The sequence below is a fragment of the Rhizobacter sp. J219 genome, assembly GCF_024700055.1.
Lineage (GTDB): Bacteria > Pseudomonadota > Gammaproteobacteria > Burkholderiales > Burkholderiaceae_C > Rhizobacter.
The window spans coordinates 1,943,841-1,970,159 of sequence record NZ_JAJOND010000001.1; the positions used below are offsets into that span (position 1 = coordinate 1,943,841).

The 26,319-nt window shown below is 69.2% G+C and carries 19 protein-coding genes and 4 pseudogenes; 17 read left to right on the forward strand and 6 right to left on the reverse strand.

Annotated features, from left to right (window positions below; translation table 11 throughout):
* The first annotated feature begins 85 nt into the window (after positions 1-85).
* The 15 genes and pseudogenes from LRS03_RS08790 (at position 86) to LRS03_RS08865 (ending at position 17,080) form a co-directional block, all read left to right on the forward strand.
* Positions 86-1,186, forward strand: coding sequence for an FAD-dependent monooxygenase (locus LRS03_RS08790; protein ID WP_257825051.1), 1,101 nt, complete (start codon positions 86-88; stop codon positions 1,184-1,186).
* A gap of 42 nt (positions 1,187-1,228) precedes the next feature.
* Positions 1,229-2,899: a DUF1302 domain-containing protein gene (locus tag LRS03_RS08795; RefSeq protein WP_257825053.1), complete on the forward strand. Its 1,671-nt coding sequence runs from the start codon at positions 1,229-1,231 to the stop codon at positions 2,897-2,899.
* Positions 2,900-2,911: 12 nt separating this feature from the next.
* Positions 2,912-4,258 (forward strand): DUF1329 domain-containing protein, encoded by a 1,347-nt coding sequence (locus LRS03_RS08800; RefSeq protein ID WP_257825056.1) that lies wholly within the window; start codon positions 2,912-2,914, stop codon positions 4,256-4,258.
* Positions 4,259-4,269: 11 nt separating this feature from the next.
* The gene (locus LRS03_RS08805; RefSeq protein WP_257825058.1) at positions 4,270-5,322 is read left to right on the forward strand and encodes a WD40/YVTN/BNR-like repeat-containing protein; all 1,053 of its coding nucleotides are present in this window, start codon (positions 4,270-4,272) and stop codon (positions 5,320-5,322) included.
* Positions 5,319-7,769, forward strand: a complete 2,451-nt coding sequence (locus tag LRS03_RS08810) for an efflux RND transporter permease subunit (protein WP_257825060.1) — start codon at positions 5,319-5,321, stop codon at positions 7,767-7,769. Before LRS03_RS08805 ends, LRS03_RS08810 begins: the two co-directional genes overlap by 4 nt.
* Positions 7,770-7,781: 12 nt before the next feature.
* Positions 7,782-8,954 carry an alpha/beta hydrolase family protein gene (locus tag LRS03_RS08815; protein WP_257825063.1) on the forward strand — a complete coding sequence of 391 codons (1,173 nt, stop codon included), beginning with the start codon at positions 7,782-7,784 and terminating at the stop codon, positions 8,952-8,954.
* A 22-nt stretch (positions 8,955-8,976) separates the two neighbouring features.
* Positions 8,977-9,888 (forward strand): annotated as a pseudogene (locus tag LRS03_RS08820) (VOC family protein); the annotation flags it as partial.
* Between the two features lie 48 nt (positions 9,889-9,936).
* Complete coding sequence (locus tag LRS03_RS08825) at positions 9,937-10,293, forward strand: Rieske (2Fe-2S) protein (RefSeq protein WP_257829460.1); 357 nt, start codon at positions 9,937-9,939, stop codon at positions 10,291-10,293.
* The gene (locus tag LRS03_RS08830; RefSeq protein WP_257825065.1) at positions 10,290-11,417 is read left to right on the forward strand and encodes an FAD-dependent oxidoreductase; all 1,128 of its coding nucleotides are present in this window, start codon (positions 10,290-10,292) and stop codon (positions 11,415-11,417) included. The genes LRS03_RS08825 and LRS03_RS08830 overlap by 4 nt, the downstream gene beginning before the upstream one ends.
* 12 nt (positions 11,418-11,429) lie before the next feature.
* Positions 11,430-12,584, forward strand: coding sequence for an MFS transporter (locus LRS03_RS08835; protein WP_257825067.1), 1,155 nt, complete (start codon positions 11,430-11,432; stop codon positions 12,582-12,584).
* A 38-nt stretch (positions 12,585-12,622) separates the two neighbouring features.
* Positions 12,623-13,420 carry a cyclase family protein gene (locus tag LRS03_RS08840; protein WP_257829462.1) on the forward strand — a complete coding sequence of 266 codons (798 nt, stop codon included), beginning with the start codon at positions 12,623-12,625 and terminating at the stop codon, positions 13,418-13,420.
* A 4-nt stretch (positions 13,421-13,424) separates the two neighbouring features.
* A complete protein-coding gene (locus LRS03_RS08845) occupies positions 13,425-14,006 on the forward strand; it encodes a cupin domain-containing protein (RefSeq protein ID WP_257825068.1) in 582 nt (193 codons plus the stop codon).
* 4 nt (positions 14,007-14,010) lie between these two features.
* Positions 14,011-14,996: pseudogene (locus tag LRS03_RS08850) on the forward strand (fumarylacetoacetate hydrolase family protein).
* A gap of 7 nt (positions 14,997-15,003) precedes the next feature.
* Positions 15,004-15,967, forward strand: a pseudogene (locus LRS03_RS26845) (NAD-dependent epimerase/dehydratase family protein).
* Positions 15,968-16,132: 165 nt separating this feature from the next.
* Complete coding sequence (locus LRS03_RS08865) at positions 16,133-17,080, forward strand: ABC transporter substrate-binding protein (RefSeq protein WP_257825072.1); 948 nt, start codon at positions 16,133-16,135, stop codon at positions 17,078-17,080.
* Positions 17,081-17,124: 44 nt separating this feature from the next.
* Here LRS03_RS08865 and LRS03_RS08870 read toward each other — a convergent pair whose 3' ends face one another.
* The 5 genes from LRS03_RS08870 to LRS03_RS08890 all read right to left on the reverse strand — a co-directional run bounded on the left by LRS03_RS08870 (position 17,125) and on the right by LRS03_RS08890 (position 23,089).
* The gene (locus LRS03_RS08870) at positions 17,125-18,402 is read right to left on the reverse strand and encodes a TRAP transporter large permease subunit (RefSeq protein ID WP_257825074.1); all 1,278 of its coding nucleotides are present in this window, start codon (positions 18,400-18,402) and stop codon (positions 17,125-17,127) included.
* The gene (locus LRS03_RS08875; RefSeq protein WP_257829463.1) at positions 18,399-18,989 is read right to left on the reverse strand and encodes a TRAP transporter small permease; all 591 of its coding nucleotides are present in this window, start codon (positions 18,987-18,989) and stop codon (positions 18,399-18,401) included. The genes LRS03_RS08870 and LRS03_RS08875 overlap by 4 nt, the downstream gene beginning before the upstream one ends.
* Before the next feature lie 2 nt (positions 18,990-18,991).
* Positions 18,992-20,206 carry a fumarylacetoacetate hydrolase family protein gene (locus LRS03_RS08880; protein WP_257825076.1) on the reverse strand — a complete coding sequence of 405 codons (1,215 nt, stop codon included), beginning with the start codon at positions 20,204-20,206 and terminating at the stop codon, positions 18,992-18,994.
* Positions 20,207-20,226: 20 nt separating this feature from the next.
* Positions 20,227-22,008, reverse strand: a complete 1,782-nt coding sequence (locus LRS03_RS08885) for an IlvD/Edd family dehydratase (RefSeq protein ID WP_257825078.1) — start codon at positions 22,006-22,008, stop codon at positions 20,227-20,229.
* A 61-nt stretch (positions 22,009-22,069) separates the two neighbouring features.
* Positions 22,070-23,089, reverse strand: a complete 1,020-nt coding sequence (locus LRS03_RS08890) for a TRAP transporter substrate-binding protein (protein ID WP_257825079.1) — start codon at positions 23,087-23,089, stop codon at positions 22,070-22,072.
* A 146-nt stretch (positions 23,090-23,235) separates the two neighbouring features.
* On the opposite strand from LRS03_RS08890, the gene LRS03_RS08895 reads away from it, so the two are divergent.
* Positions 23,236-24,222, forward strand: a complete 987-nt coding sequence (locus tag LRS03_RS08895) for a LysR substrate-binding domain-containing protein (protein ID WP_374685046.1) — start codon at positions 23,236-23,238, stop codon at positions 24,220-24,222.
* Here LRS03_RS08895 and LRS03_RS08900 read toward each other — a convergent pair.
* A complete protein-coding gene (locus LRS03_RS08900) occupies positions 24,219-25,148 on the reverse strand; it encodes a LysR family transcriptional regulator (protein ID WP_257825082.1) in 930 nt (309 codons plus the stop codon). The genes LRS03_RS08895 and LRS03_RS08900 overlap by 4 nt on opposite strands.
* 105 nt (positions 25,149-25,253) lie before the next feature.
* Between LRS03_RS08900 and LRS03_RS26850 the strand changes: the two are divergent.
* Positions 25,254-26,303: pseudogene (locus LRS03_RS26850) on the forward strand (4-oxalomesaconate tautomerase); the annotation flags it as partial.
* Between the last annotated feature and the right edge of the window lie 16 nt (positions 26,304-26,319).

The following is a 26,319-nucleotide window of genomic DNA, read 5'->3' on the forward strand; positions in this document are numbered from 1 at the left end:
TCAGGAGACAACGAATGGCACCGAGCCAGGCGAAGGGCGTGCTCACGCCTTCGATTTGCAAACACACGGCTGCGGCCTGCTGACGATGTCGCCCGCGCTTCGCATCGGCATCGTCGGCGCTGGCCTCGCCGGTCTCGCGACGGCACTCACCGCCTCGTCGGCGGGTGCGGTGGTGGACGTCTTCGACGCGCCCGCCGCCGCGTCCTCGAAGGCCACGCATCTCCATGTCACGGCCAATCTCCTGAGGGAGCTGAACACCCTCGGCCTCGCCGACAGCTGCGTGCGCAAAGGCTTTCCCTACAAGGGCATGGTGGTGACGGATGCGCACGGCCGGGCGTATGCCGAACTGCCGTCGCCACGCCTGGCCGGCGAACGGCTGCCGCCCGCGCTCGGGATGGTGCACGGCGACCTGCTGGGGCTTCTGCGCCAGGCTGCGGTCGATCGCGGGGCCACGCTGCACCAGGGCACGACCATCGTCGACGCCCTGCCCGACGCCACGCTCGTGACCCAGGCCGGCGAGCACCACCCGATGGACCTGGCCGTGCTCACGAACGGGCCCGGCAGCGCCCGCACACCGCGCAGCAGCCTCGTCGCGTGGGAACCGGAAGTCCTGCCGCAACTGTGGTGCCAGACCCTGGTGCCGCGCCCGGTGGCGCTCGACCGCGCCACCCTCGTGCTGAGCCACGACCACCCCAAGGTCTTGCTCGTGCCGGTCGACACACGACGGGCCGGTGTCGCCGTGATGTGGAACGAGCGCGAGCGCCCCTCCACCGCCGACATCCGCCACGTGCTGGCGGCCCACGGCGGCATCGTGGAGTCGGTGGCCCGCCACTGGGGCGCCATGACGCCGGTGACGGAGCGGCCCGTGCGCTTCGGCATGCAGCCGGGCCCCTGGCACTCGCAGCGCGTGCTGCGCATCGGGCCCGGCGCGCTGATGCTGCCACCGCACTTCGGCCAGCAGGCCGCGCAGCCGGTGGAAGACGCCCTCGTGCTCGGCGACCTGCTGCGCACCGGCATGCCGCATGACGAACTGCTGCACGCCTTCGAAGCACGCCGCCTCGAACGCGCACGGCAGGTTCTCGATATCACGTCGCAAGCCGCCCGCTGGAACGTGAGACCCGACGCTTCCACCGACCTGCTCGCACTCGCCGAGCGGCTGGTGCCGCTCGTCGCTCGCCCCGCCTGACCTTCCCACACCTCATTCCACCAAGACCCACGAGAGGAGACCATGCTTCACTTCACAACTGCTTTCCCCAAGCCGCCGCTTCGCCTGTCGGCGCTGGCCATCGCGGCCATGGCCTGCGTCAATGCGCAAGCCCTCGAGATCGACACCGGTGACTCCGGGCTCAAGCTGCGCTGGGACAACACCGTCAAGTACAGCACCGCGGCACGCCTCAAGAAGGCGGACCCGCAGCTGTCGCAAACGCAATTCGGCCCTGGCGGCGTGGTCGGCCCGAACAACCTGAACCAGGACGACGGCAACAACAACTTCAGCCGCGGCATCGTCTCCAACCGGCTCGATCTCTTGAGCGAACTGGATGCGAGCTACGGCAACGTCGGCGCCCGCGTGAGCGGCGCAGCGTGGTACGACGCGGTCTACAACCACGGCAACCAGAACCGGACCACCACGGCCAACCACAGCCCCGGCAACGAGTTCCCGGAGGAGACGCGCGAAGTCATGGGCCGCAAGGCCGAGGTGCTCGACGCCTTCGTCTTCGGCAAGCTGCAGCTCGGCGAGGTACCGGTCAGCGCACGCCTCGGCCGCCACACCCTGCTGTGGGGCGAGAGCCTCTTCTTCGGCGCGAACGGCATCGCCGGCGGCATGGCGCCGCTCGACCTGCCCAAGCTGCTGTCGGTCCCCAACTCGCAGTTCAAGGAGATCGCGCGGCCCACCGGCAAGCTGTCGATGCAGGTGCAGTTGTCGTCTGCCGTGACCGTCGGCGCGTACGTGCCCTACGAGTGGCAGAAGACACGGCTGATGCCGGCCGGGGCCTATCTCTCCGGCAGCGACTCGCTCGGCCCCGGCGCCGAGCGCATCAACGCCGGCCCGACCGGCACCTTCGTGCGCGAGGCCGACCTCGAAGCCCGGGACAGCGGCCAGGGTGGCGTGCAGTTGCGCTGGCGCCTCGACGCGCTCGACGCCGACCTCGGCCTCTACGCCATCCGCTACCACGCCACCACGCCCAGCAACATCTGGACGACGATGAACGGCGCACCGCCGGCGCTCACCGCCCGCAGCTTCCGTTGGGTCTACCACGAGGGCGTGCGTGCTTACGGTGTGAGCCTGGCGAAGACGGTGGGCGACTGGAGCCTCGCCGGCGAAGCCTCGATCCGCCAGAACACGCCGCTCGCCAGTTCCGGGCGCACGATCATCCCGGCCATCGGGGTGGGCACGGGTTTCAACAACTCCGACAACCCGGGCTATGCGGTCGGTGAAAGCGCGCATGTGCAGTTCTCGTGGCTCGCGAGCCTCGGCCCCAGCGTGCTCTTCAACGAGGCGAGCTTCCTCGGCGAAATCGCCTGGAACCAGCGCCTCAAGGTCACGAAGAACGAAGCCGCACTGAACCCCAACGCCGACCGCTCGGCCACCGCGCTGCGCGTCGTGTTCTCGCCGACCTACCGGCAGGTGGCCCCTGGCCTCGACCTGTCGCCGAGCCTCGGCCTCGGCTATGGCTTCGGCAAGTCGTCGGCGGTGGGCCCCGGCTTCGCGGTGGACCACGGTGGCGACCTGACCCTCGGCCTCGGTGGCGTCTGGCTCGGCCGCTGGAACGCCAACCTGAGCTACGTGCACTTCCTGGGCAAGGCCAAGCCCACCCTCGACAACGCGAACAACGCCCAGTACGAGCAGGCGCTGAAGGACCGCAACTTCCTCAGCTTCTCCCTGCGCACCACTTTCTGAACGGAGACCCCCATGTCACACATCACAAGAGGCCTTGCACTGGTCGCCCTCGTCGCCGCGTCGGCAGCACAGGCCGGCGTCACGCCCGAAGAAGCCGCCAAGCTGAAGACCACGCTCACGCCCTTCGGCGCCGAGAAGGCCGGCAACGCCGACGGCAGCATCCCCGCCTGGAACGGCGGCTACACCACGCCCATTCCCGGCTTCAAGAACGGCGGCCGCCGTGGCGACCCGTTCGCGAACGAGAAGCCGCTCTACTCGGTGACCGCCGACAACCTGGCGCAGCACGCCAGCAAGCTGAGCGAGGGCACGGTGGCCCTGCTCAAGAAGTACCCCAAGACCTTCCGGCTCGACGTCTACAAGACCCACCGCACCGCCGCCGCGCGGCAATGGGTCTACGACAACACCTTCAAGAACGCGACCACCGCCAGGCTGGAAGGCCACGTGCTCAAGGGTGCGTTCGGCGGCATCCCCTTCCCCATCCCGAAGACGGGCGAGGAGATGATGGCCAACAACGACCTGCACTGGCGCGGCGAGGCCTGGCAGAACGATTTCCGCGGCTACCTCGGCACCGCCAGCGGCCAGCGCGTGCTCTCGGTCGAGGCGACGGGCGACTGGCAGATGCCGTACTACGCGCAAGGCCAGCAGGACAAGTTCAACGGCGACTTCTGGCTGATCCGCCTCGTCAACTCGGGCCCGCCGGTGCGTGCCGGCGAAGCCCTTGTCGGCCGCCAGAACCTCGACGCCGACAAGACCGCCACCTGGGTCTACCTCACCGGCCAGCGCCGCGTGCGCAAGCTGCCCAATGCCTGCTGTGACACCCCCACGCCCGCGTCGAGCGGCGTCGCGAGCTTCGACGAGGTCGACGTGTTCGGCGGCCGCACCGACCGCTTCAACTGGAAGATCGTCGGCAAGCAGGAGCTGCTGATCCCCTACAACAGCAACCGCCTGCACACGCCGACGAAGGACAGCGATGTCCTCATGCCCCATCACTTCAACCCCGACCACGTGCGCTGGGAGCTGCACCGCGTGTGGGTCGTCGAGGCCAACCTCAAGCCGGGCCAGCGCCACCAGGCGCCGCGCAGCCGCTACTACCTCGACGAAGACACCTGGGTGGCCGTGCTCGGCGACCGCTGGGATGCGAAGGGCCAGCTGTGGAAGACGCTGTGGGCCCACCCCGTCGTGATGCCCGACCTGCCGGCCACCACGCCGCAGCAGCAATGGGGCTTCCATGACCTGCTGTCGGGCGCCTGGTACGCGAGCGGCGTGGTCAACGAACGCAACACGCACTACCGCATCGTCCCGCGCCGTCCCGACAGCCACTTCACACCCGACGCCATGGCAGGCGACGGCGTGCGCTGAAAGCCGGTGACATGAAGTTTCGCTTGACCTCTTCGGACATCGCGCTCGCGGCCGCGCTGCTGCTCGCCGCGACGGGCACGGCCGCCGCGCCCGTGGGCGACGCGTGGCAGCGCCCGGCGCTCTCGGTCAAGGCACCGGCGCGCCAGGCGCTGATGTCGGCTGCATTCGCCGGGGCGCGTGTGGTCGCCGTCGGCGAGCGCGGCATCGTTGCGCTGAGCGACGACCGTGGCATCACCTGGCGGCAGGCGCCGTCGCCGGTCAGCGTGACGCTGACGACCGTGCGTTTCGCCGACGCGCGACGCGGCGTGGCCGTCGGCCATGCCGGCACGGTGCTGACCACCGAAGACGCGGGCGAAAGCTGGACCGTGCGGCTGGATGGGCTGCGGCTCGCACGGCTCGCCAAGGAGGCCGCCGCCACACCCGAGGCCATGAAGGAGGCCGAGCGACTGCTGGCCGACGGTCCCGACAAGCCCTTCCTCGACGTGATGCTGTGGGACGCGCAGCGCCTGCTGGCCGTCGGCGCCTACGGCATCGCCTTCCACAGTCAGGACGGCGGCAAGTCCTGGGCACCGTGGATGGCCCGCCTGCCCAACCCTCAGGGCCTGCACTGGTACATGGCGCGCCGCGCGGGCGATGCCATCGTGCTGGCCGGCGAGCAAGGGCTGCTCGCGCGCTCGGACGACGGCGGCCACAGCTTCCGCACGCTCGCCTCGCCCTACAAGGGCAGCTGGTTCACCGGCGAGCTGCGTGCGGACGGCAGCCTCGTGCTCGCCGGCCTGCGCGGCAACGCCTGGCATGCGCGTGACAGCAGCGGCGGCTGGACGCAACTCAGCGCGCCGACCGGCACCTCCATCACCGCGAGCGCCACGGCGGCGGACGGCACGCTGCTGCTCGCCAACCAGGCCGGCCTGCTGCTGGCCCTGCGCGGCGAGACGCTGGTGCCGGTCAACGAACGCCCGCTGCCGATGCCGGCCGCGTTGCTGCCCCTGGCCCCCGACCGCGCGCTGGCCTTCGGGCTCGCTGGTGCCACGCCGGTCGCCTTGAACTTGGGAGCCAAGCCGTGAGCCTGGCTTCCTTCAAGACGCACGACACGCACGGCGTGACGCTCGACCAGTTCGACCGCCACTCCGGCTCGTGGGTCGAGCGCCTGCTGTTCAACCACCGCGCGGTGGTCGTGTGGCTGTGCCTGGCGGTGACCGTGCTGCTGGGCTGGCAGGCCACGCGCCTGCAGCTGAACGCGAGCTTCGACAAGACCATCCCCGCAAGCCACCCCTACATCCAGAACTTCCTGCGCCACCAGTCGGAGCTGAGCGGCCTGGGCAATGCCTTGCGCATCGCCGTGGCGCAGCCCGAAGGCTCGATCTACGACGCGAAATACCTGGAGACGCTGCGCCGCCTGAGCGACGAAGTGTTCCTGCTGCCCGGGGTTGACCGGGCGCGCATGAAGTCGCTGTGGACCCCGAGCACCCGCTGGGTCGGCGTGACCGAAGACGGCCTGGAAGGCGGCCCGGTGATCCCCGACGGCTACGACGGCTCGCCGCGCAGCCTGCAGGCGCTGGCCGCCAACGTGGCGCGCTCCGGCGAGCTGGGCCAGCTCGTGGCGCGCGACGAACGCTCCTCGGTGGTCTACGTGCCGCTGCTCGCGCAGGGCACGGATGGCCAGGCGCTCGACTACGCAAAGCTCTCCGGCCAGCTGGAGACGCTGCGCGGGAAATACGAAGCCGAAGGCGTGCGTGTGCACATCACCGGCTTCGCCAAGATCATCGGCGACCTCATCGACGGCGTGCGCTCGGTGCTGGTGTTCTTCGCCATCGCCGTGGCCATCGCCACCGCGATGGTGTTCGCCTACACGCGCTGCGTGCGCTCCACCGCGCTGGTGGTGATCGCCTCGCTGGTGGCGGTGGTCTGGCAGCTCGGCCTGCTGCCGCTGCTCGGCTACGCGCTCGACCCGTATTCGATCCTCGTGCCCTTTCTCGTGTTCGCCATCGGCATGAGCCACGGCGCGCAGAAGATGAACGGGATCATGCAGGACGTGGGGCGCGGCACGCACAAGCTCGTCGCCGCGCGCTTCACCTTCCGTCGCCTCTTCCTCGCCGGCCTGACCGCGCTGCTGGCCGATGCGGTGGGGTTCGCGGTGCTGCTCGTGATCGACATCCAGGTGATCCGCGAGCTGGCCATCGCCGCCTCCATCGGCGTGGCCGCGCTGATCTTCACCAACCTGATCCTGCTGCCGGTGCTCCTGAGCTACGCCGGCGTGAGCACACGGGCCGCGCAGCGCAGCCTGCGGGCACAAGCGCGCGAGGCGGCGGGCAGCGCCTCGCCGTGGCGCTGGCTCGAACGTTTCACCCAACGGCGCTGGGCCGGCGTCACCGTCGCGGTGGCGCTCATGCTCGGCACGGCGGGCTTCATCGCGAGCCTGCAACTGAAGATCGGCGACCTCGACCCCGGCGCCCCCGAGCTGCGAGCCGACAGCCGATACAACCGCGACGTCGCCTTCATGACGGCCGCCTATGGCGCGTCCAGCGACGTACTGGCCGTGATGGTGAAGACGCCCGACGGGCAATGCTCCCGCTACGAGACGCTGAGCAAGGTCGACACGCTGGAGTGGGAGATGCGCCAGCTCGACGGCGTGGAGTCCACCAACACGCTGGCGCTGCTCAACCGCCGCGTGCTCGCCGGCCTGAACGAAGGCAACCCGCGCTGGTATGAGTTCCTGCCCAACCAGGACATGCTCAACACCGTGACCGCCGGCGCGCCGCGTGGCCTCTACAACGACGCGTGCGGCCTGCTCACGGTCTACGTCTTCCTGCGCGACCACAAGGCGCAGACGCTGGCGCGGGTGGTCGACCACCTCGAGGCCTTCGCCAAGGCCAACGACACGGCCGACACGAAGTTCCTGCTCGCCGCCGGCTCGGCCGGCATCGAGGCTGCGACCAACATCGTCGTCAAGGATGCCTGGCGCACCATGCTCCTGCTGGTCTACGGTGCGGTGGTGCTGCTGTGCTTCATCACCTTCCGCTCGTGGCGTGCGGTGGTGGTGGCCGTGCTGCCACTGGTGCTGACCTCCTTCCTGGCCGAAGCGCTGATGGTCGGCCTCGGCATGGGGGTGAAGGTCGCCACGCTGCCGGTGATCGCGCTCGGCGTGGGCATCGGCGTCGACTACGCGCTCTACATCCTCTCGGTCACGCTCGCGCAGCTGCGCGAAGGGCGCAGCCTGTCCGAGGCCTACCACCACGCGCTGCTCTTCACCGGCAAGGTCGTCACGCTCACCGGCATCACGTTGGCGGTGGGCGTGGTGACCTGGGTCGCGAGCCCCATCAAGTTCCAGGCCGACATGGGCGTGCTGCTCGCCTTCATGTTCCTCTGGAACATGCTGGGGGCGCTCGTGCTGCTGCCGGCGCTGGCGCACTTCCTCCTGCCACAAGCGGCCGGCGCCCAGCCGAGCGCCGCCGCACCGGCCCACGATTCCTCCACCCTCGAACCACGTCAGCTCCCACAACGGGCGGCCTGACCGACTCCCACCATGTTCAAGTACTTCCCCACCAATTACGTCTGGAACCTCTCGGTCAACCTCGCGATCGAGATGGGCGCGCGCATCGGCGAGATCGAAGAGATGTGCGGCCCCTTGCAAGAGGCCGCGAAGGCCCCCGATGCTGCCGGCACGAAGGCCTTCCGCGAGACCTGGGTGCGCATGGCCGACAAACTGTGCGGCCTGGCCGAAGAAGACGCCGCCCGTGGCCGCCTGCTCTCGGCCGGCGAGAAATTCCGCCGCGCCGCCAGCTACCTGATCACCGCCGAGCGGCTGCAGGCGCACGACGCGCCGGGCCGCATGGACCTCTATCGCCGCGAGCTCGCGCTCTTCCTCGAAGGCTCGCGCCTGATGGGCGACACGGTGCAGCGCGTGGAGATCCCCTACGAAGGCAAGCACCTGTCGGCGCTGTACGTGCCGGCCCAGGGCCTGAAACCCGGCGAGCGCGCGCCCGTGCTGGTGCAGCTCAACGGCCTCGACTCCACCAAGGAGATGAAGCACCTGGTCGGCCTGCCGTCGTGGATGGCCCGGCGCGGCGTGTCATCGCTCGTGGTCGACCAGCCCGGCACCGGCGAGGCGCTGCGCCTGCTGGGCCTCACCGCCCGCTACGACACCGAGCACTGGGCCTCCCGCGTGGTCGATTGGCTGGAAGCGCGCGACGACGTCGACGCGAAACGCATCGGCTGCGAAGGCGTGTCGCTCGGCGGCTACTACTGCCCGCGCGCCGTGGCGATGGAGCCGCGTTTCGCCTGCGGCGTGGCCTGGGGCGCCAACCACGACTGGCGCGACGTGCAGAAGCGCCGGCTGGAAAAGGAAGGCGACTTCCCCGTGCCGCACTACTGGGCCCACGTGTGCTGGGTCTGGGGCGCGAAGGACATCGACGAGTTCATGCGCATCGCCGAAGACGTGCACCTCGACGGCGTGGTCGAGAAGATCCGCGTGCCTTTCCTCGTGACGCACGGCGAAAAGGATTCGCAGATCCCGCTCAAGTGGGCGCACCGCACCTACGACCAGCTCGTCAACAGCCCCAAGCGCGAACTCAAGATCTTCACCGACCGCGAAGGCGGCGTGCAGCACGCGAGCTTCGACAACAGCATCAACGCCGGCCACTACATCGCCGACTGGGTGGCCGAAACGCTGGGCGGCCGCCTCTCGGCCTCGAACTGATTCTTCCCTGGAGCACACCCGCATGAACATCATCGGACCCGACGCCCTCGTCTTTGGCGTCGACGACCTCGCCGCCTGCCGCCAGTACCTGATCGACTACGGACTGACGGACGCCGGCCACGACCGCTACGAAGCGCTGGATGGCACCGCTGTCGTGCTGCGCGCGAAGGACGACCCGTCGCTGCCGCCGCCGATGGGCACCGCCAGCATGCTGCGCGAAACCGTCTACGGCGTGGCCGACAGCGCGACGCTCGATGCCATCGAGGCCGAGCTGCGCCGCGACCGCGACGTGGCCCGCCGCGACGGCGTGCTGCGCTGCATCGACGACATGGGCTTCGCGCTCGCCTTCCAGGTGACGGTGCGCCGGCCGCTGTCGCTGCCCGGCGAACGGGTGAACGCCCCGGGCGCCGCGCCGCAGCGCCCGTTCAACGCGCTCGGTCTGCCGGAAGAGGCCTCGGTGCGGCCGCGCTCGCTGTCGCACGTCGTCTACTTCGTGCCCGATGCGGCCAAGGCCGAAGGGTTCTACAGCCGCCTCGGCTTCGTGTGCACCGACCGCTTCACCGGCGTCGGCCCCTTCCTGCGCCCGGCCGGCACGCAAGACCACCACACACTCTTCATGATCCAGACACCGCCTTTCATGAAGGGAGTGGAGCACTTCACCTTCCACATGGGCGGCCCGACAGAGGTGCTGCTCGCCGGCACGCGCTTCGTCGAGAAGGGCTACCAGAGCTTCTGGGGGCCGGGACGCCACCGCTTCGGCAGCAACTGGTTCTGGTACTTCAACTCGCCGCTCGGCTGCCATGTCGAGTACGACGCCGACATGGACCTGCACGACGACGCCTGGTCGCCGCGCGAGGCACCGATGGGGGCCGATGCCTCGCAGCTCTTCCTCTTCCAGCACCGCGAGCGCTGGGCGCCGAGCGGCCCGCCCCCGGTGCCGGTGGCGGCAAGCCCGCCGGTGCCTGACACTGAGCCGCACACCATGCGCCTGTGCCACATCGATGAACTGGCCGACGGCGGCTCGCGCGGCTTCGACCCGCACGGCGAGGGCCGCGACACGCTGCTCGTGGTGCGGCAGGCCGATTCGCTGCATGCGTACGTCGACTCCTGCCCGCACCACGGCACGCCGATGGCGTGGCGCAAGGACGCCTACCTCAACGCGGCGGGCGACCGCATCGTCTGTGCGGCGCACGGCGCACAGTTCGACATCGCCTCCGGCATCTGCACGCTCGGCCCCTGCCTCGGGCAATCGCTTACGCGCGTGCCCGTCACCCTCACATCACGCGGCGAGGTCCACCTCGCCCACCCAGACCCATCCCACGAGGAGACTTCACCATGACCCTGGCCGCACACAAGATCCTCATCATCGGAGGCGGCTTTTCCGGGATGTCCGCCGCGATCGAGCTGCGCAAGCGCGGCGCGGAGGTCGACCTGGTCGAGCTCGACGCCGACTGGCGCAACTACGGCGCCGGCATCAGCCTCGGCGGGGCTACGCTGCGCGCCTTTGACCAGCTCGGCATCCTCGACGACTTCCTGCGCGAAGGCAGCGCGGCCGACGGCGTGGCCCTGCACCTGCCCGACGGCACACCGATCGGCCTGCTGCCCACACCGCGCGTGGCACGCCCCGACGTGCCGGGCGGCGGCGCCATCCTGCGCCCGGTGCTGGCACGCATCCTCGCCAATGCGACACGCGCCTCGGGCACGCAGGTTCGCCTCGGCACCACCTTCACCGAGATCAAGCAAGACGAAGAAGGCGTGGAGGTCGCGTTCACCGATGGCCATCGCCAGCGCTACGACCTCGTGATCGGTGCCGACGGCCTCTACTCGAAGACACGCGAGGCGATCTTCCCGGACGCGCCCAAGCCGCGCTACACCGGCCAGGCCGTGTGGCGCGCCGTGCTGCCGCGGCCCGAGACGGTGAAGACGGCCATGATGTGGATGGGCCGTGTGAAGCCCGGCGTCAACCCGGTGTCGGCGACACAGATGTACCTCTTCGTCACCGAGCACCGGCCGAACAACGAGCGTGTCGACCCGCAAGACTTTCCGACGCTGCTGCGCGGGCTGCTGGCCGATTTTTCCGACCCGCTCCTGCAGGGCATCCGCGACCAGATCGGCGCCGATTCGCAGATCGTCTTCCGTCCGCTCGAAGGCCTGCTCGTGCCGCAGCCGTGGCACCGTGGCCGCGTCGTGCTGATCGGCGACACGGTGCACGCCACGACGCCGCACCTGGCCAGCGGCGCCTGCATCGGCATCGAAGACGCACTCGTGCTGGCCGACGAACTCGGGCGCACCCAGGCGCTCGACACCGCGCTGCGTGCCTTCCAGGCGCGCCGCTGGGAGCGCTGCCGCATGGTGGTCGAAAACTCCTTCCGCCTCGGCGAGATCGAGATGACCAACGGCAGCAAGGAAGAACACACCGGGATCATGCGCACCTCGCTGATGGCGCTGGCCCAACCCATCTGACGAAAGACGCACATGAACCGCAATCACCCGCGGCGAGGCCGCATCGCATTGATGGTGGCGCACTGCGCCGGCATGGTCGACCTGGTCGCGCTGCCGGTGTGGGTCGGCACGCTGATCTCGCGCTTCAAGCTCGACCCGCAGCAGGCCGGGGCGCTGGCGACCTTGTTCCTCGCCGGCGCCGTGGCCGCGAGCCTGTTCGTCGCCCCGCGCGTGGGCCGGCTCCCGGTGCGCTGGGTGGCGACAGCGGGCTATGCCGTGTCAGCCATCGCGTTCTTCTGCCTGGCGATGAGCACGAGCTTCGGCGGCATGGCCGCGCTGCACGTGCTGGCGGGGCTCAGTGCCGGCTCTGCCTTGAGCGTGACGCACGGCACGATCGCGCGCAGCGAGACACCGCATCGCCTGTTCGCGCTGGTGGGCTTCGCGCTCGGCGTGTTCGGCATCGTGTTTCTCGGCGCCACGCCGCAGGTGGTGGCAGCGGCGGGCGGGCATGCGCTCTTCATCGTCTTTGGCGGCGTGATGGTGGTGGCCACCCTCGTCTGCGCGGCGTTCTTTCCGTCACCTGACGCCACGGCCGCCCAGCCCGAAGCAGGCCGGCAGCGCATCGCCGCCTCGGTGTGGTTCGGCATCGCCGGCGTGAGCGCGATGGCGCTGGTGCAGGCGATGAGCTTCAGCTTCCTGGAGCGCGCCGGCGCCGACCAGGGCTTCGCGGTGGGGGCGGTGACGGCCGTGCTCGTCGCCGCCGGGATCGTGAACCTGCTGCCCGCGCCGCTGGCCGCGCTGCTGGAGAAACGCCTCCCCGCGCGCAGCGTCCTGCTGGCCGGGCCGGTGCTGCAGGCCGCGCTCGTGATGACGATCATGAATGCCACCACCTTCGCACCCTATGCCACCGCCGGCGCGCTGCTGGTGGCGGTGATGGTCTTCACCCACACCTTTGCCTTCGGCCTTCTGGCCCGGCTCGAACCCACCGGGCGTGCGCTGGCCGCCACACCCGCCATGCTGATGGTGGGCGCCGCCATCGGGCCGGTGCTCGGCGGCACGCTCGTCAAGGCCTCGGGCTACGCGAGCCTCGGCTATGCCGCCGCCGCCATCGCCCTCATCGCGGTCGCGTGCATGAGCCAGCTCCCGAAACCCTCGGTGGCGCTGCCGGTGCGCAAGCCCGCGACGTGACCCGCGCATTGCCGAACCACCCCCCTCCCACGATGGCCATGACCCCACCCAGACGCCGCTTCGTCGACCTCTCGATCTACCTCGAGAACGACGTCCTGTCCGACCCGCCGCCGCTCGCGCCGAAGATCACCTACCAGAAGCACGCCGACACGCTGCCCGAGTTCATGGCGATGATCCCCGGTACGAAGCCGGAGGACTATCCCGACGGTGAAGCAGCCGCCGCCGAGTGGGTGACGCTCACCACGCACAACGGCACGCACCTCGATGCGCCCTGGCACTTCCATTCCACGCAGGACGCAAAGAACGGCGGCGCGCGACCCTCCATCACCATCGACCAGGTGCCGCTCGAATGGTGCTTCCAGTCGGGCGTGAAGCTCGACTTCCGCCACTTCCCCGATGGCTACGTCGCCACCGCGGCCGATGTCGAAGCCGAGTCCACACGCATCGGCCACACGCTGCAGCCGCTGGACATCGTGGTGGTCAACACCCGCGCCGGTTCCCGCTACGGCCACAACGACTACCTCGGTGCCGGCTGTGGCATGGGCTACGAGGCCACGATGTACCTGCTGGAGCGCGGCGTGCGGCTGACCGGCACCGACGCCTGGAGCTGGGACGCGCCCTTCTCGTACACCGCGAAGCGCGTGGCCGAGACGGGCAACAAGGCACTGATCTGGGAGGGCCACAAGGCCGGCCGCGACATCGGCTACTGCCACCTGGAGAAGCTGCACAACCTGGAGGCGCTGCCGCCGCACGGTTTCACGATCAGCTGCTTCCCGCACAAGATCCGCGGTGCCTCGGCGGGCTGGACGCGTGCGGTCGCTATCTTCGAGGACTGACGACATGAGCTTCCCACCCATCCACCGCGTCGTCACGGGCCATGACGGCGACGGCCAGGGGATCGTCATCAGCGATGGCCCGCTGCCCACCGTCGCTGAGATCAAGGCCATCCCGGGCACCGTCTTCCATGAAGTCTGGAGCACCCAGGGCGCGCCGGCACGCGTCGACAACGGCGCCGACCCGACGCTCGGCCCGCTGCTGCTGCCGCCACCGAAGCACGGCACGCGCATCCGCTTCGTCGACATCCCGCCCGACACCGCCGACTTCGAGTTGAACGGTGCGAAGCGGATGAAGGAGGCCTTCGCGCAGATCGGCGACGAGAAGGCGTCGACGGTCCGAGCCGACTCGCCGCACCCGCTGATGCACCGCACCGAATCGATCGACTACGGCATCGTGATCGAAGGCGAGATGACGCTCGTGCTCGACCGCGGCGAAGCGCTGCTCAAGCCCGGCAGCGTGGTCGTGCAGCGCGGCACCAACCACGCCTGGGCCAATCGGTCGGACAGGCCCTGCCGCATGCTCTTCATCCTGGTTGACGGGTGCTACGACCCGTCGATCGCGCAAGCCTTGGCCAAGCAGGAATGACACGATGAAATTCGCGACCCTGAAAGACGGAACGCTGGACGGCCGGCTCGTGGTGGTCTCGCGCGACCTCGCGCGCGCCGTCGCGGTGCCCGACATCGCGACGAGCCTCATCGATGCACTGCAGCGCTGGGACGATGTGCACGACGCGCTGATCGACGTCTCGAAGGCACTCGACGGCGGCCGTGCCCCGGGCGCCTTCGCGTTCGACCCACGCGCCTGCACTGCCCCGCTGCCCCGCAGCCCCCAGTGGCTCGATGGCTCGGCCTTCCTCAACCACGGCCGCCTGATGGAGCAGGCCTTCAGCACACCGCCGATCCCCGAGTTCGACACCGTGCCCGTGATGTACCAGGGCGCGAGCGACGACTTCCTCGGGCCGTTCGACGACGTGCCGCTGCCGAGCCAAGCCGACGGCATCGACTTCGAGGGCGAGTTCGGCGTCGTCTGCGGGCCGGTGCCGATGGGGGTGACGCCGTCGGCGGCGCTGCGTTGCGTGCGCCTGCTGGTGCAGGTCAACGACTGGAGCCTGCGCGCGCTCGGGCCGCACGAGATGAAGACCGGTTTCGGCTTCCTGCAGGCCAAGCCCTCCACCGCGTTTGCGCCGGTGGCCGTCACACCCGACGAAGTCTCGGCAGTGCCTGGCGCGATGGGCGCGTGCACCTGCGCCTGCAGGTGCAGTGGAATGGCGAACGCTTCGGCGAGCCCCACGGCGGCGAGATGAACTTCGACTTCGGCCGCCTGGTGGCGCACGCCGCGCGCACGCGCAAGCTGAGCGCGGGCACGATCGTCGGCTCCGGCACGGTGTCGAACGTGTCGCGCGCGGCGGGCTCGGCCTGCATCGCGGAGCGGCGTGTCATCGAGAAGATCGACCAGGGCGAGATCCGCACCGACTTCATGACCTTCGGCGACCGGGTGCGCATGGAGGCACGCTTCGACGATGGGCAGCCAGGCCCCTTCGGCGTCATCGACCAGCGCGTCGTCGCGGCGACCTGAGGCGGCCATGCACGTGCTGATCACCGGGGGCCACGGTTTCGTCGGCCACGCGCTGGCCACGCGGCTCGCCCGCGAGGGTGCGCTCGCGGGGCGCGCGTTGCGGCACCTTTCTCTCGTCGACCTGTCCTTCGGCGATGCCCCTGCGTGCGAGGGCATCCTGCGGCGGCTTGAGGGTGACCTGGGCGACGCCGCCTGGCTCGACCATCACCTGGCCGGCGATCCGGTCGACGTGGTGTTCCACCTCGCGAGCATTCCGGGCGGCACCGCCGAAGCGAACTACGCGCTGGCGCGACGCGTGAACCTGGACGCGACGCTGTCGCTCCTGGAACGCGGCAAGGCCCAGGTGGAAGCCGGCGCCGTCCGTCCCCGCTTCGTCTTCGCGAGCAGCATCGCCGTGTTCGGAACGCTCCCCGAAGCTCGTGACGGAAGCGGCACGGCCCCGGCCCCGCATGAGCTACGGCGCGCAGAAGCTCATCGGCGAGATCCTCGTCGACGACTTCAGCCGGCGCGACTGGGTGGACGGTGTGTCCTTGCGCATTCCCGGCGTCCTGGCTCGACCGCCTGCACCCACGGGCCAGTTGTCGGCCTTCCTCAGCGACATCATTCGCGAACTCGCCGCAGGCCGCCCCTTCGTCTGCCCCATGTCCGCGAGCGCCACGACCTGGGCGTCGTCACTCGGCAACGTCGTCGACAACCTGCTGCACGCCGCGACATTGCCGCACTACGCGCTGAGCCGCACGCGCACCTTCACCCTGCCGACCACGCGCTTCTCGATGGCGGAGCTGGTCGAGGCGATCGGCGCGCTCCGCGGCAACGACACCCACCCGCGGGTCAGCTACGAGCCCGACGAACGCATCGAATCGCTGTTCGGTCGCTTCCCGCCGCTGGAAACCCCCGAGGCCGAGCAGGCAGGCTTTCACCGCGATGCGGACCTGCGGGAGCTGGTCAAGCGTTCACTGGATTCGTTCTGACAGGGAGTCGCATGCGAATCGTCTCTGGCGCGCTTCTCTTCTCAGCACTGGCCTGCAGCCCCGCCGCTGCGGCGGGCATCACCGTCGGCATGTCGGCGCCGCTCAGCGGTCCGAACGCCGCCTATGGCCAAGGCCTGCTTCACGGTGTGAAGCTCGGCCTTGCGCATGCCGGCGCGATCGACGGCCAACCGGTCGAGTCTCAAGGCGATGGACGACGGCGGCGAACCCACGCGCGCATTGGACAACGCCCGCCGGCTCATCCAGGCCGGCGCGGTGGCGCTCACGGCCTTCCACGGCACGCGGTCCATCGAAGCGCTGCGCCCTCTGCTCGAACAGACCGGCGTGCCGCTCGTCGGCGCGGCCAGCAGTGCTGACAGCCTGCGAGAGCCACCCCTGCGACATCTCTTCAACCTGCGTGCAGGCGCCCGCGACGAGGTGGCGGCCATCGTCAGCCACCTCGACACGATCGCCCTGAACCGCATCGCCGCGATCGCACAGGACGACGGCCTGGGCGCCTCGGGCCTCGAAGGCCTGAAGGTGGAACTGGTGCGCCTGGCCATGCGGCCGGTGGCGAGCGAGGGGCTGACGGCGGGAGCATCGCCGGACGCGGTGGAGGCAGCGCTGCGGCGTGTCTGCAGTGCCGCGCCTCAGGCGGTGCTGCTGGCGCTCGATGCGCGGCTCGCGCTCGAGGTGCTGCGGTCTGCAGCCAAGTCCGGCTGCCTGAACACCCAGTTCGTGGCCTTCAGCGAGACCGGCGCGGCGCTGTCCATGTCGGACCGTGCGGCGGAAGCGCGCGGCCTGACGGTGAGCCAGGTGTTGCCGCATCCCACGCAGATCAGCCATGCGCTGGTCGCGGCGTACCAACGGGCGCTGGGCACACAGCCTTCGGCCGCGTCGTACCCGTCGCTGGAGGGGTACCTCTACGGTCGTGTCCTTGGGCACGTGCTGCGCGCGTGCGGCAAGCGTCCGACGAGTGCCTGCATCGTCGACCGCCTGGAAAACGCTCCACCCGCCATCGAGGGCTGGCGCCTGCGGTTTGCGCGCGACGACAGGACCGGCTCGCGCTACGTCAACCTGACCCTGCTGGGCGCAGCGGGAAAGGTGAGCCGGTAGAGCGCACACCGGCCTCGCCACACTCGGGCGGGTGAACCAGGGTTTCAATAGAACCACCGCAGCGGCACGAGCACCGTCTGCGGGAAGAGCACCATGAGAAACAGCACCGCGAACTGGGCGGCCATGAACGGCAGCACCCCACGGGTGACTTCGTCCATCTTCATGCGGCCGACACCGGCCACCACGTTGAGGACGGTACCCACCGGCGGCGTGACAAGGCCGATGGAGTTGTTGATGATGAAGAGCACCCCGAAGTACACGGGGTCGATGCCCGCCGCCTTGATGAGCGGCATCAGCACCGGTGTCAGGATCAGGATGGTCGGCGTCATGTCCATCGCCGTGCCCACCAGCATCACGAGCAGCATGATCGCGAGCAACAGCAGCGTCTGGTTGTCCAGCAGCGGGCGCAGCAGGTCCACCACCTGCGCCGGCAGGTTGGCCACCGTGATCAGCCAGGCCGACACCATGGCCGAGGCCACGAGGAACATCACCACCGCCGTGGTGCGGGCTGCCGTGACGAAGACGCGCACCAGCGCCTGCAGCTTCAGCTCGCGGTACACCACCGTGGTGACGAAGAGCGCGTAGACGGCCGCGACGACCGCCGCTTCGGTGGGCGTGAACACGCCCATGCGCAGGCCCACCAGAATGAAGACGGGCAGCAGCAGCGCCCACACCGCCTCGCGTGCCGCCGTCCACACTTCCGCGCGCGTCTTGCGCGGGGGAGGTGTCAGCGACTCCTTGCGGCCCACCCACCACCAGGTGAGCGCCAGGGCCAGGCCGATCATGATGCCGGGGACGATGCCGGCGAGGAACAGCTTGCTGATCGACACGTTGGCGGCCACGCCGAAGATGACGAAGCCGATGCTCGGCGGAATGATGGGGCCGATGACACCCGACGCCGCGATCAACCCGCCCGAGACCTGCTTCTTGTGCCCGGCCGCGATCATCATCGGCAGCAGCAGCGCCGTCAGCGCGGCGGCATCGGCCACCGCCGAGCCCGACAGCGCCGACAGCAGACAGGCCGCGAGGATCACGACGTAGCCCAGCCCGCCTTTCACATGACCCACGAGCGCAAGCGCGAAATTGACGATGCGCTGCGACAAGCCGCCCACGTTCATGATCTCGCCGGCCAGCATGAAGAAAGGCACGGCCAGCAGCGGGAAGCTGTCGGCACCGTTGATGAAGTTCTGCGCCAGGATCTGCGCGTCGAAGAGGCCGAGGTGCCACATCAGGGCCACGCCGCTCGCGAGCAGCGCATAGGCGATGGGAATGCCCAGCGCCATCGCGCCGAGGAGGCTGGCGAGGAAGATGAAGACGGTCATGGGCGTGTGCCCCTGGGTGCGTCGCCCCGCTGCACGTCGTGGTGCACGAGCCCGGCCTGCAGCGCTTCCAGTTCGGCCTGCTCTTCCGATTCCTTCACCATCACGGTCTCGCTCTCCCGGAGCTGGCCGGTGAGCAGGCGCATGAGCTGCAAGAGCAGCAGGATGCCCGCGCAGATCGAGAAGACCACACCCGAGGCATAGAAGACGGACATCGGCGTGCCGGTCACCGGCGCGGCCACATCGTGGTTGATGCGCGTTTGCTGCCAGCTGCCCTGCAGGAACAGCCAGGTCACGTACAGCATGAGCAGGTGGCCCAGCACCATGCAAACCTTCTTGCCGACCACCGGTAGCCGCGACACCAGCATGTCGGTGCCCAGGTGCCCGCCTTCCTTGAGCGCGACCACCGCGCCCATGAAGCACAGCCACACGAACAGCCAGCGCGCGACTTCCTCGCTGACCGCAATGCCGGAGTTGAAGGCATAGCGCAGCACGACATTGCCGAACACCAGCACCACCATCACCGCGAGCGCGGTGGCGATCAGCGCATCGATCAAGCGGCAGATCCGCTCGATGGTGGCGTCGAGCACGCTCACAGTCGCGCCCCCTGCAGCAGGCCGCGCTCGGCCAGGTTGCCGATCAAGGCCCGCAGGCCGAAGCGCCAGGGCGGCGCGGCCTCGCAGTGCGTCACCCGGTTCTGCAGGCTGCCGAGCCAGTGGCTGTGGATGGTGACCACGTCGCCCAGCTTGTGGGTGAAGCCGCCGCCGGGCTCGTCGCGGTCTTCGGTGGGCGCGAAGAGCGTGCCGAGGAAGAGCATGAAACCGTCGGGGTACTGGTGGCAGACGGTCGTCTGCGCCACCAGGTCAACCGGGTCACGGCTGATGCTGGCCATGGTGTTGATGCCGCGCAGCGTGAAGCCGTCGGCACCGCTCACCTGCAGATGCACGGTCTCGCGGCGCAACTGGTCGAGGCCGAAGCCGTCGTCGAACAGACGGATGAAGGGGCCGATGGCGCAGGATGCGTTGTTGTCCTTGGCCTTGCCGAGCAGCAGCGCACTGCGGCCTTCGATGTCGCGCAGGTTGACGTCGTTGCCGAGTGCGGCGCCGACGATGCCGCCGCGGCTGTTGACGGCGAGCACCACCTCGGGCTCGGGGTTGTTCCATTGCGAATCGGCGCGGATGCCGATGTCCTGGCCATGGCCCACGGCGGCGAGCACCGGCGACTTGGTGAAGACCTCGGCATCGGGCCCGATGCCCACCTCCAGGTACTGCGACCAAAGCTTCTTCTGCTGCAGCAGTTCTTTGAGCGCCTGCGCCTGCGCCGAGCCGGGGCGGATGGCGGACAGGCTGTCGCCGATCAGCGCGGTGACCTGGGCCCGCAGCCCCTGAGCACGGCTCGCATCGCCACCCGCCTGCTCCTCGATCACGCGCTCGATCATGCTGGAGGCAAAGGTCACGCCCGCCGCCTTGACCACCTGCAGGTCGCACGGCGCGAGCAGCCAGGGCGCGGAGTCGTCGCGGCCTGTGGGCTTGCTGTTGTCCAGCAGCGCCTCGATGCAGCACAGCCATTCCCCGGCCGCTGAGCGTACGGCCTGGGCCGGCTGGTCGGTCTCGAGCAGCGTGCTCATGGTCGGGAAGTGCCGGCTGAGGTCGAACACCCCTTCGGGGCGCAGCACCACCACGGCCGGGCCGGCCGGCGAGCCTGCGCGCCACACGCGCGCCACCAGCGTGCCGGCCAGGCCGTCTTGCGGCAGCACGGGGTGCAGGCCATCGGTGCGCAGCGGCAGAGCCGTCGTTGTTGCAGTCATCGGTGTTTCCTCGAACGTTGTCAGTGGTTGTGGCGAGGCGTGCGTTCGGCGATGCGCCGGTACTTCAAGGCCATCTCGAGCGTGGCGCCATCCACCAGCTGGCCGGTGTGGTTGCGGTACATCTCTTCCCAGGGCGACTGGCTGGGCGGCACCGCCGGAGCCGGCAGCTCGCGCTTGCGGCGCTCGATCTCGTCGACCGGCACCAGCGCGTCGCAGCGGCCGGCGTGGAGGTCGATGCGGATCACGTCACCGGTCTGCAGCCAGCTCAGCCCACCGCCCACGGCGCTCTCGGGCGACACGTTGAGGATGGACGGGCTGTCGGCGGTGCCCGACTGGCGACCATCGCCGAGCGTGGGCAGCGCGAGGATGCCGCGCTGGATGAGCGCATCGGGCGGCTGCATGTTCACCACCTCGGCCGACCCCGGCCAGCCGATGGGGCCCGCGCCGCGCATCACGAGGATGCAACCTTCGTCGACTTCGAGCGCCGGGTCGTTGATGCGGGCGTGGTAGTCGTCGGCACCATCGAAGACCACGGCACGTGCCTCGAACACGCCCTCGCGCCCCGGCTGGCTCAGGTAGCGCTCGCGGAAGCGCTGCGAGATCACCGAAGTCTTCAGGATGCCGAAGTCGAACAGGTTGCCGCTCAGCACCAGGAAGCCGGCCTTCTGCATGAGGGGCGCGTCGAACGGCCGGATCACCTCACGATCGGTGGGCTCGCGGCCCTCGATGTTCTGCGCCACCGTCTGGCCGGTGACGCTCGCGCAGTCGCCATGCAGCACGCCGGCCTGCTGCAGCTCCCACATCAGCGCCGGCACGCCCCCGGCCCGGAAGAAGCGCTCGCCGAGGAACTGGCCGGCCGGCTGCATGTTCAGCAGCAGCGGCAGCTCGTAGGCGTGCTCGGTCCAGTCCTGTGGCCTCAGCTCCACGCCGGCATGGCGTGCCATCGCCATGATGTGCACCTGTGCATTGGTGGAGCCGCCCGCCACGCTCACGAGCGCCAGCGCATTGAGAAAGCTCTCGCGCGTCAGGATGCGCGAGGGCCGCAGGTCTTCGAAGGCCATGCCGACGATGCGGCGGCCGGTCTCGTAGGCCATCTGGCCGCGTTCGCGGTACGGTGCGGGAATGGCGGCGCAGCCCGGCAGCGAAAGACCCAGCGCCTCGGCCACGGCGTTCATGGTCGAGGCCGTGCCCATGGTGTTGCAGTGCCCTGCCGAGGGCGCGCTGCTGCAGGCGCGCTGCATGAACTCGTCTTCGTCGATCTCGCCGGCCGCCAGTTGCCGGCGGCTGCGCCAGATCACCGTGCCCGAGCCCACCAGCTCACCGTTGTGCCAGCCATCGAGCATGGGCCCGCCGGAGAGCACGATGGCCGGGATGTCGACGGTCGACGAGGCCATGATGCCGGCCGGCGTGGTCTTGTCGCAGCCGGTCGTGAGCACCACGGCGTCGATCGGGTAGCCGTACAGGATCTCCACCAGGCCCAGGTAGGCCAGGTTGCGATCGAGCGCCGCACTGGGGCGGCGGCAGTTCTCGAAGATCGGGTGCACCGGGAATTCCATCGGAATGCCGCCGGCGTCGCGGATGCCGTCGCGCACGCGGCGCGCCAGGTCCAGGTGGATGCGGTTGCACGGCGAGAGGTCACTGCCCGTCTGCGCGATACCGATGATGGGGCGGCCCGAGCGCAGCTCGTCGGGCGTCAGCCCGTAGTTCATGAAGCGCTCCAGGTAAAGCGCCGTCATGTCGGAACGTTGGGGGTCGGCGAACCATTCGCGCGAGCGAAAGCGCCGGCCGGCTCGGGGGTCCATGGCCGTCGTCGAGAGAAGAAGATGGAGGGAAGGCGGCAGCGCCGCCTCCAGGAGAGGCTGTCTACTTGGCGGCCGTCGCGCCGCTGCGCGCCTTGGCCAGCTCGGCGTTCATCTCGGCGGTCGCGTCCTCGCCGAACTCCTTGCTGAACTTGGCGAGCACCGGCTGCAGCTTGCTGCGCATCTTGGCCTGCTCGGCCGCCGGCAGCTCGGTGATCTGCATGCCCGCCTTCTTCAGGTCGGCCAGGGCCGTCTCGGAGAACGCGCGGATGGTCTTGCGCTCGAAGAGCGTGGCTTCGCGCGCCGCGTCCTGCACGATCTTGCGTTCGTCCGCCGAGAGGCCGTCCCAGGTCTTCTTGGACAGCAGCAGGACCCAGGCGCTGTACATGTGCCGCGACAGCACCATGTGCTTCTGCACTTCGTAGAACTTGCTCGCGAGGATGGTGGCCGCCGGGTTCTCCTGACCGTCGACCGCCGCCTGCTCCATCGCGGTGTACAGCTCGGTGAACGGCATGGGCGTGGCGTTGGCGCCCAGTGCGTTGAAGGTGTCGAGGAAGAGCGGGCTCTGGATGACGCGCAGCTTCAGGCCGCTCAGGTCGTCAGCCTTCTGCACCGGGCGGCGCGAGTTGGTGACGTGGCGGAAGCCGTTCTCCCAGAAGGCGAGGCCGATCAGGCCCTTGTCGGGCAGCGTGGCCAGCAGCTTCTGGCCAAAGGGGCCGTCGAGCACCGCATCGGCTTCCTTTTCGTTGTTGAAGGTCAGGGGCAGGTTCAGCACGCCGAAGGGCTTGACCAGCGAGACCAGCGTGGAGCTGTCGGGGATGGTCATCTCCAGCGTGCCGCCGCGCAGTGCCGAGGTCATGCTGATGTCGTTGCCGAGCGAGCCGCTGGTGTAGACCCGCGCGGTGATCTTGCCGCCACTCTTGGCCGCGAGCTGGTCGGCGAAGAACTTGAGCGATTTCGCCTGCGGATGCTCTTCGTTGAGGCCGGTGCCGATCTTGAACACGTGCTCCTTGATCTGCGCCGACGCGGTGCCGACCAGTGCCGCCAGCAGGGCTGCGGCCACGCCAAGTGATCTGATTTTCATGATGTCTCCGGAATGTTGAAGTGCGAGGCGGAGCACCCTGCCCCGACGCACCGGCCCTCTGTGGAGCCGTCTTGTGGAGCTGAAGGCTAGGTGAGCCCCCAGGCACGGTCCACTGACTTTTTCGCTAGCATCGATTCCAAATGGTGATGAGTGCGGACAAGCCTTCTGGTAAACCCTTGACGCTGGCTCAGGTCTCGCGACTGCGCTTCAGGCATCTGCAGTTCCTCGACATCCTGGGCAAGACGCGCAACCTGCGCCTGACGGCCGAGCAGATGCACATCACCCAGCCGGCGGCGACCAAGGTGCTGATGGACATCGAGGAGATGCTCGAATCGACCTTGTTCGATCGCCTGCCGCGCGGCATGCGGCCGAACGAGCTGGGACTCTTCACCTTGCGCTATGCGCACGCAGCGCTCGACGGCCATCGCAAGTTCGTCGACGAGTTCAGCACGCTCAAGCAGGGTGGCCACGGGCACCTGTCGATCGGCGCCATCTCCGGTTCGGCAGCGCACCTGCTGATTGCCGCGGTGGCCGAGCTGCAAAGGCTGCGTCCGCTGCTGGTGGTGAAGGTGCTGGAACAGAGCAGCGACCAGCTGATCACGTGGCTGGCCGAACGCAAGATCGACGTGATGATCGGCCGCTTCACCGACGAGTCGCAACGCGCCCAGTTCCAGTACGAGAAGCTGTCGGGTGAAGCGCTGCAACTCACGGCCGGCGTGCACCACCCGCTGCGCGGACCCAACGCTCCCGGGCTGCTCGAACTCTCGCACTGGCCGTGGATCCTCTACCCGCCCTCCACGGCGCTGCGCAAGGTGACAGACGACATCTTCAGCCGCACCGGCCTGGCGCTCACCTCGGGCATCGTCGAGACGCCGTCGTTCCTCTTCGCGCTGGAACTGCTGCAGAGCACCAACATGCTGTCGCTGCAACCGGCCGCGCTGGTCGACAAGTACGTGCGGCGCGGGCTCCTCACCCGCATCGTGGCCGACCTCCCCGACCGCATGCCCGACTTCGGCCTGATCACGCTGCAGGGCGAGCCACCCAACAGCGCCGTGCAGGCCTTCATGGACGTCATCCGCACCCTGGCCGACCAGTCGGTCGATGGCCTGGAGGCCGAGCGGCGCGCGCGTTAGACCGGTCGACGTCGCCCGCGGCCAGTGGCAGGCGCTTGTCCGATGTCCGCGAAGAACTCATACAGCTGCTGCGCGGCCGGCGCCAGCGTGCGGCCACGCTTGCGGATGAGCCCGACCACGCGGGTGACCTCCGGCTCCACCAGCGGCACGCTGACCAACACCGGATGGTTCTTCGCCGGCATCGCGAGTGAGGGCACCGCCGCGACACCGAGCCCCGCTTCCACCAGGCCCAGCAGGGTGGTGACGTGCTGCGCTTCATACAAGCCTTGAGGCCGGTCGGCCTGCCCGGCGAGCGCCTGGTCCATGAGCAGGCGGTTGCCGGAGGCACGGCTCACGGTGATGAAGTCGTGCGCGGAGAGATCGCGCCAGGTCACCTTGCGCTTCGTCGCCAAGGGGTGGTCGCGGCGACACGCCGCCACGAAGCGCTCTTCGAGCAGCGGCTCGAAATCGATGTCGGCTTCCTGGCTGCCGATGAAGTTGAGGCCGAAGTCGGCCTCGTTGCGTGAGACGGCCGCCAGCACTTCGTTCGCGCTGGCATCGAACACCTTCACCCGGATCTTCGGGTAGCGGTCGCGGTAGCGCTTGATGACCTGCGACAGGTAGTAGTAGACCGTCGAGGGCACGCAGGCGATGGTCACCTCGCCCATGCGCGTGGCGGCGATGCCCTTGATGCCGAGCAGCGTGGCATCGAGTTCGTCGAGCATCGCCTGCACCTTGCGCGCGAAGTCGCGGCCCACCGCGGTGAGGCTCACGCGGCGCGTCGTTCTCTCGAGCAGCTTCACGCCGAGCGCTTCTTCCAGCTTCTCGATGCGTCGGCTGAACGCCGGCTGCGAAATGTTGACCGCTTCGGCGGCCAGCCGGAAGTTGGAAAGCTCGGCCACGGCACGAAAAGCCTGCAGGTCGTTGAGGTCGAAGTTGAGGGCCATGGCGGAATCTCCTGCTGGGGGCGCAGGCCGATTATTGCGCCACGTCGATCAATCCATCAGAACAATGCAATTCACAGACATGGTCTCGCTGCAGATCATTGCGCCATGTCTTCCATCACCCTGCCTTGTGTCCTGATGCGCGCCGGCACCTCACGCGGGCCGTTCTTCCTGCGCGAGTGGCTGCCCGAAGATGACCTGGCACGTGACCAGGCGCTGATCGGCGCCATCGGTGCCTCCGACCTGCTGCAGGTCGACGGCGTGGGCGGCGGCAGCACCTTGACGAGCAAGGTGGCGATCGTGTCTCGCTCCTCGCAGCCGGACTGCGACGTGGACTACCTCTTCGCGCAGGTCGGCGTCGGGCAGCAGTCGGTCGACACCCGGCCGAACTGCGGAAACATGCTCGCGGGCGTGGGGCCCTTCGCGATCGAGCAGGGTTTGCTCGACGCGGCTGAGGGCGTGACGACGGTGCGGGTGTTCAACGTCAACACCCGCTCGCGCATCGACGTGACGGTGCAGACACCCGGCCGCCAGGTGCGCTACGACGGCGACGTGCGCATCGACGGCGTGGCCGGCACGGCCGCGCCGATCCGGCTCAACTTCCTCGACGCATGGGGCTCGGTCACGGGCAGCGTCTTCCCGACCGGCCAACGCATGGACGTGGTCGACGGCGTGGAGATGACCTGCATCGACGCCGCCATGCCGCTCATGATCATCCGCGCGGCGGACCTCGGCGTGACGGGCCGCGAGACGCCCGCGCAGCTCGATGCGCACCCGGGCTTGCTGGACCGCATTGAAGCCTTGCGCCGCCAGGCTGGCGAATTGATGGGCTTGGGCGACGTGTCGAACAGCGTCATCCCGAAGCCGGTGCTGGTGAGCGCGGGCGACAGCCCGGCCAGCATCACCTCGCGCTACTTCACGCCGCGGCGCTGCCATGCCTCGCATGCCGCGACCGGCGCCATCGGCGTGGCCACCGCGTTCGCGCTGCCGGGCACGGTGGCGTCGGGCAGCGGCCTGCCAGCCGGCGACCACGACGTGGTGGTGCTGCACCCGCAAGGGCGCATCGACGTCACCGTGACGGTCGACGGCCACGGCCAGGACGCCCGCATCCAGCGCGCCGCATTGATCCGAACTGCGCGCAAGATCATGCAGGGCGACCTGCATGTGCCGAGCT

What these genes read in the sequence shown, in the direction of transcription:
- LRS03_RS08815 (WP_257825063.1), top strand. Translation starts at nt 7,782, where the DNA reads ATGTTCAAGTACTTCCCCACCAATTACGTCTGGAACCTCTCGGTCAAC.
- LRS03_RS08835 (WP_257825067.1), top strand. Translation starts at nt 11,430, where the DNA reads ATGAACCGCAATCACCCGCGGCGAGGCCGCATCGCATTGATGGTGGCG.
- LRS03_RS08795 (WP_257825053.1), top strand. Translation starts at nt 1,229, where the DNA reads ATGCTTCACTTCACAACTGCTTTCCCCAAGCCGCCGCTTCGCCTGTCG.
- LRS03_RS08900 (WP_257825082.1), bottom strand. Translation starts at nt 25,148, where the DNA reads ATGGCCCTCAACTTCGACCTCAACGACCTGCAGGCTTTTCGTGCCGTG.
- LRS03_RS08830 (WP_257825065.1), top strand. Translation starts at nt 10,290, where the DNA reads ATGACCCTGGCCGCACACAAGATCCTCATCATCGGAGGCGGCTTTTCC.
- LRS03_RS08825 (WP_257829460.1), top strand. Translation starts at nt 9,937, where the DNA reads ATGCGCCTGTGCCACATCGATGAACTGGCCGACGGCGGCTCGCGCGGC.
- LRS03_RS08790 (WP_257825051.1), top strand. Translation starts at nt 86, where the DNA reads ATGTCGCCCGCGCTTCGCATCGGCATCGTCGGCGCTGGCCTCGCCGGT.
- LRS03_RS08890 (WP_257825079.1), bottom strand. Translation starts at nt 23,089, where the DNA reads ATGAAAATCAGATCACTTGGCGTGGCCGCAGCCCTGCTGGCGGCACTG.
- LRS03_RS08845 (WP_257825068.1), top strand. Translation starts at nt 13,425, where the DNA reads ATGAGCTTCCCACCCATCCACCGCGTCGTCACGGGCCATGACGGCGAC.
- LRS03_RS08865 (WP_257825072.1), top strand. Translation starts at nt 16,133, where the DNA reads ATGCCGGCGCGATCGACGGCCAACCGGTCGAGTCTCAAGGCGATGGAC.
- LRS03_RS08870 (WP_257825074.1), bottom strand. Translation starts at nt 18,402, where the DNA reads ATGACCGTCTTCATCTTCCTCGCCAGCCTCCTCGGCGCGATGGCGCTG.
- LRS03_RS08895 (WP_374685046.1), top strand. Translation starts at nt 23,236, where the DNA reads ATGAGTGCGGACAAGCCTTCTGGTAAACCCTTGACGCTGGCTCAGGTC.
- LRS03_RS08800 (WP_257825056.1), top strand. Translation starts at nt 2,912, where the DNA reads ATGTCACACATCACAAGAGGCCTTGCACTGGTCGCCCTCGTCGCCGCG.
- LRS03_RS08840 (WP_257829462.1), top strand. Translation starts at nt 12,623, where the DNA reads ATGACCCCACCCAGACGCCGCTTCGTCGACCTCTCGATCTACCTCGAG.
- LRS03_RS08805 (WP_257825058.1), top strand. Translation starts at nt 4,270, where the DNA reads ATGAAGTTTCGCTTGACCTCTTCGGACATCGCGCTCGCGGCCGCGCTG.
- LRS03_RS08880 (WP_257825076.1), bottom strand. Translation starts at nt 20,206, where the DNA reads ATGACTGCAACAACGACGGCTCTGCCGCTGCGCACCGATGGCCTGCAC.
- LRS03_RS08885 (WP_257825078.1), bottom strand. Translation starts at nt 22,008, where the DNA reads ATGGACCCCCGAGCCGGCCGGCGCTTTCGCTCGCGCGAATGGTTCGCC.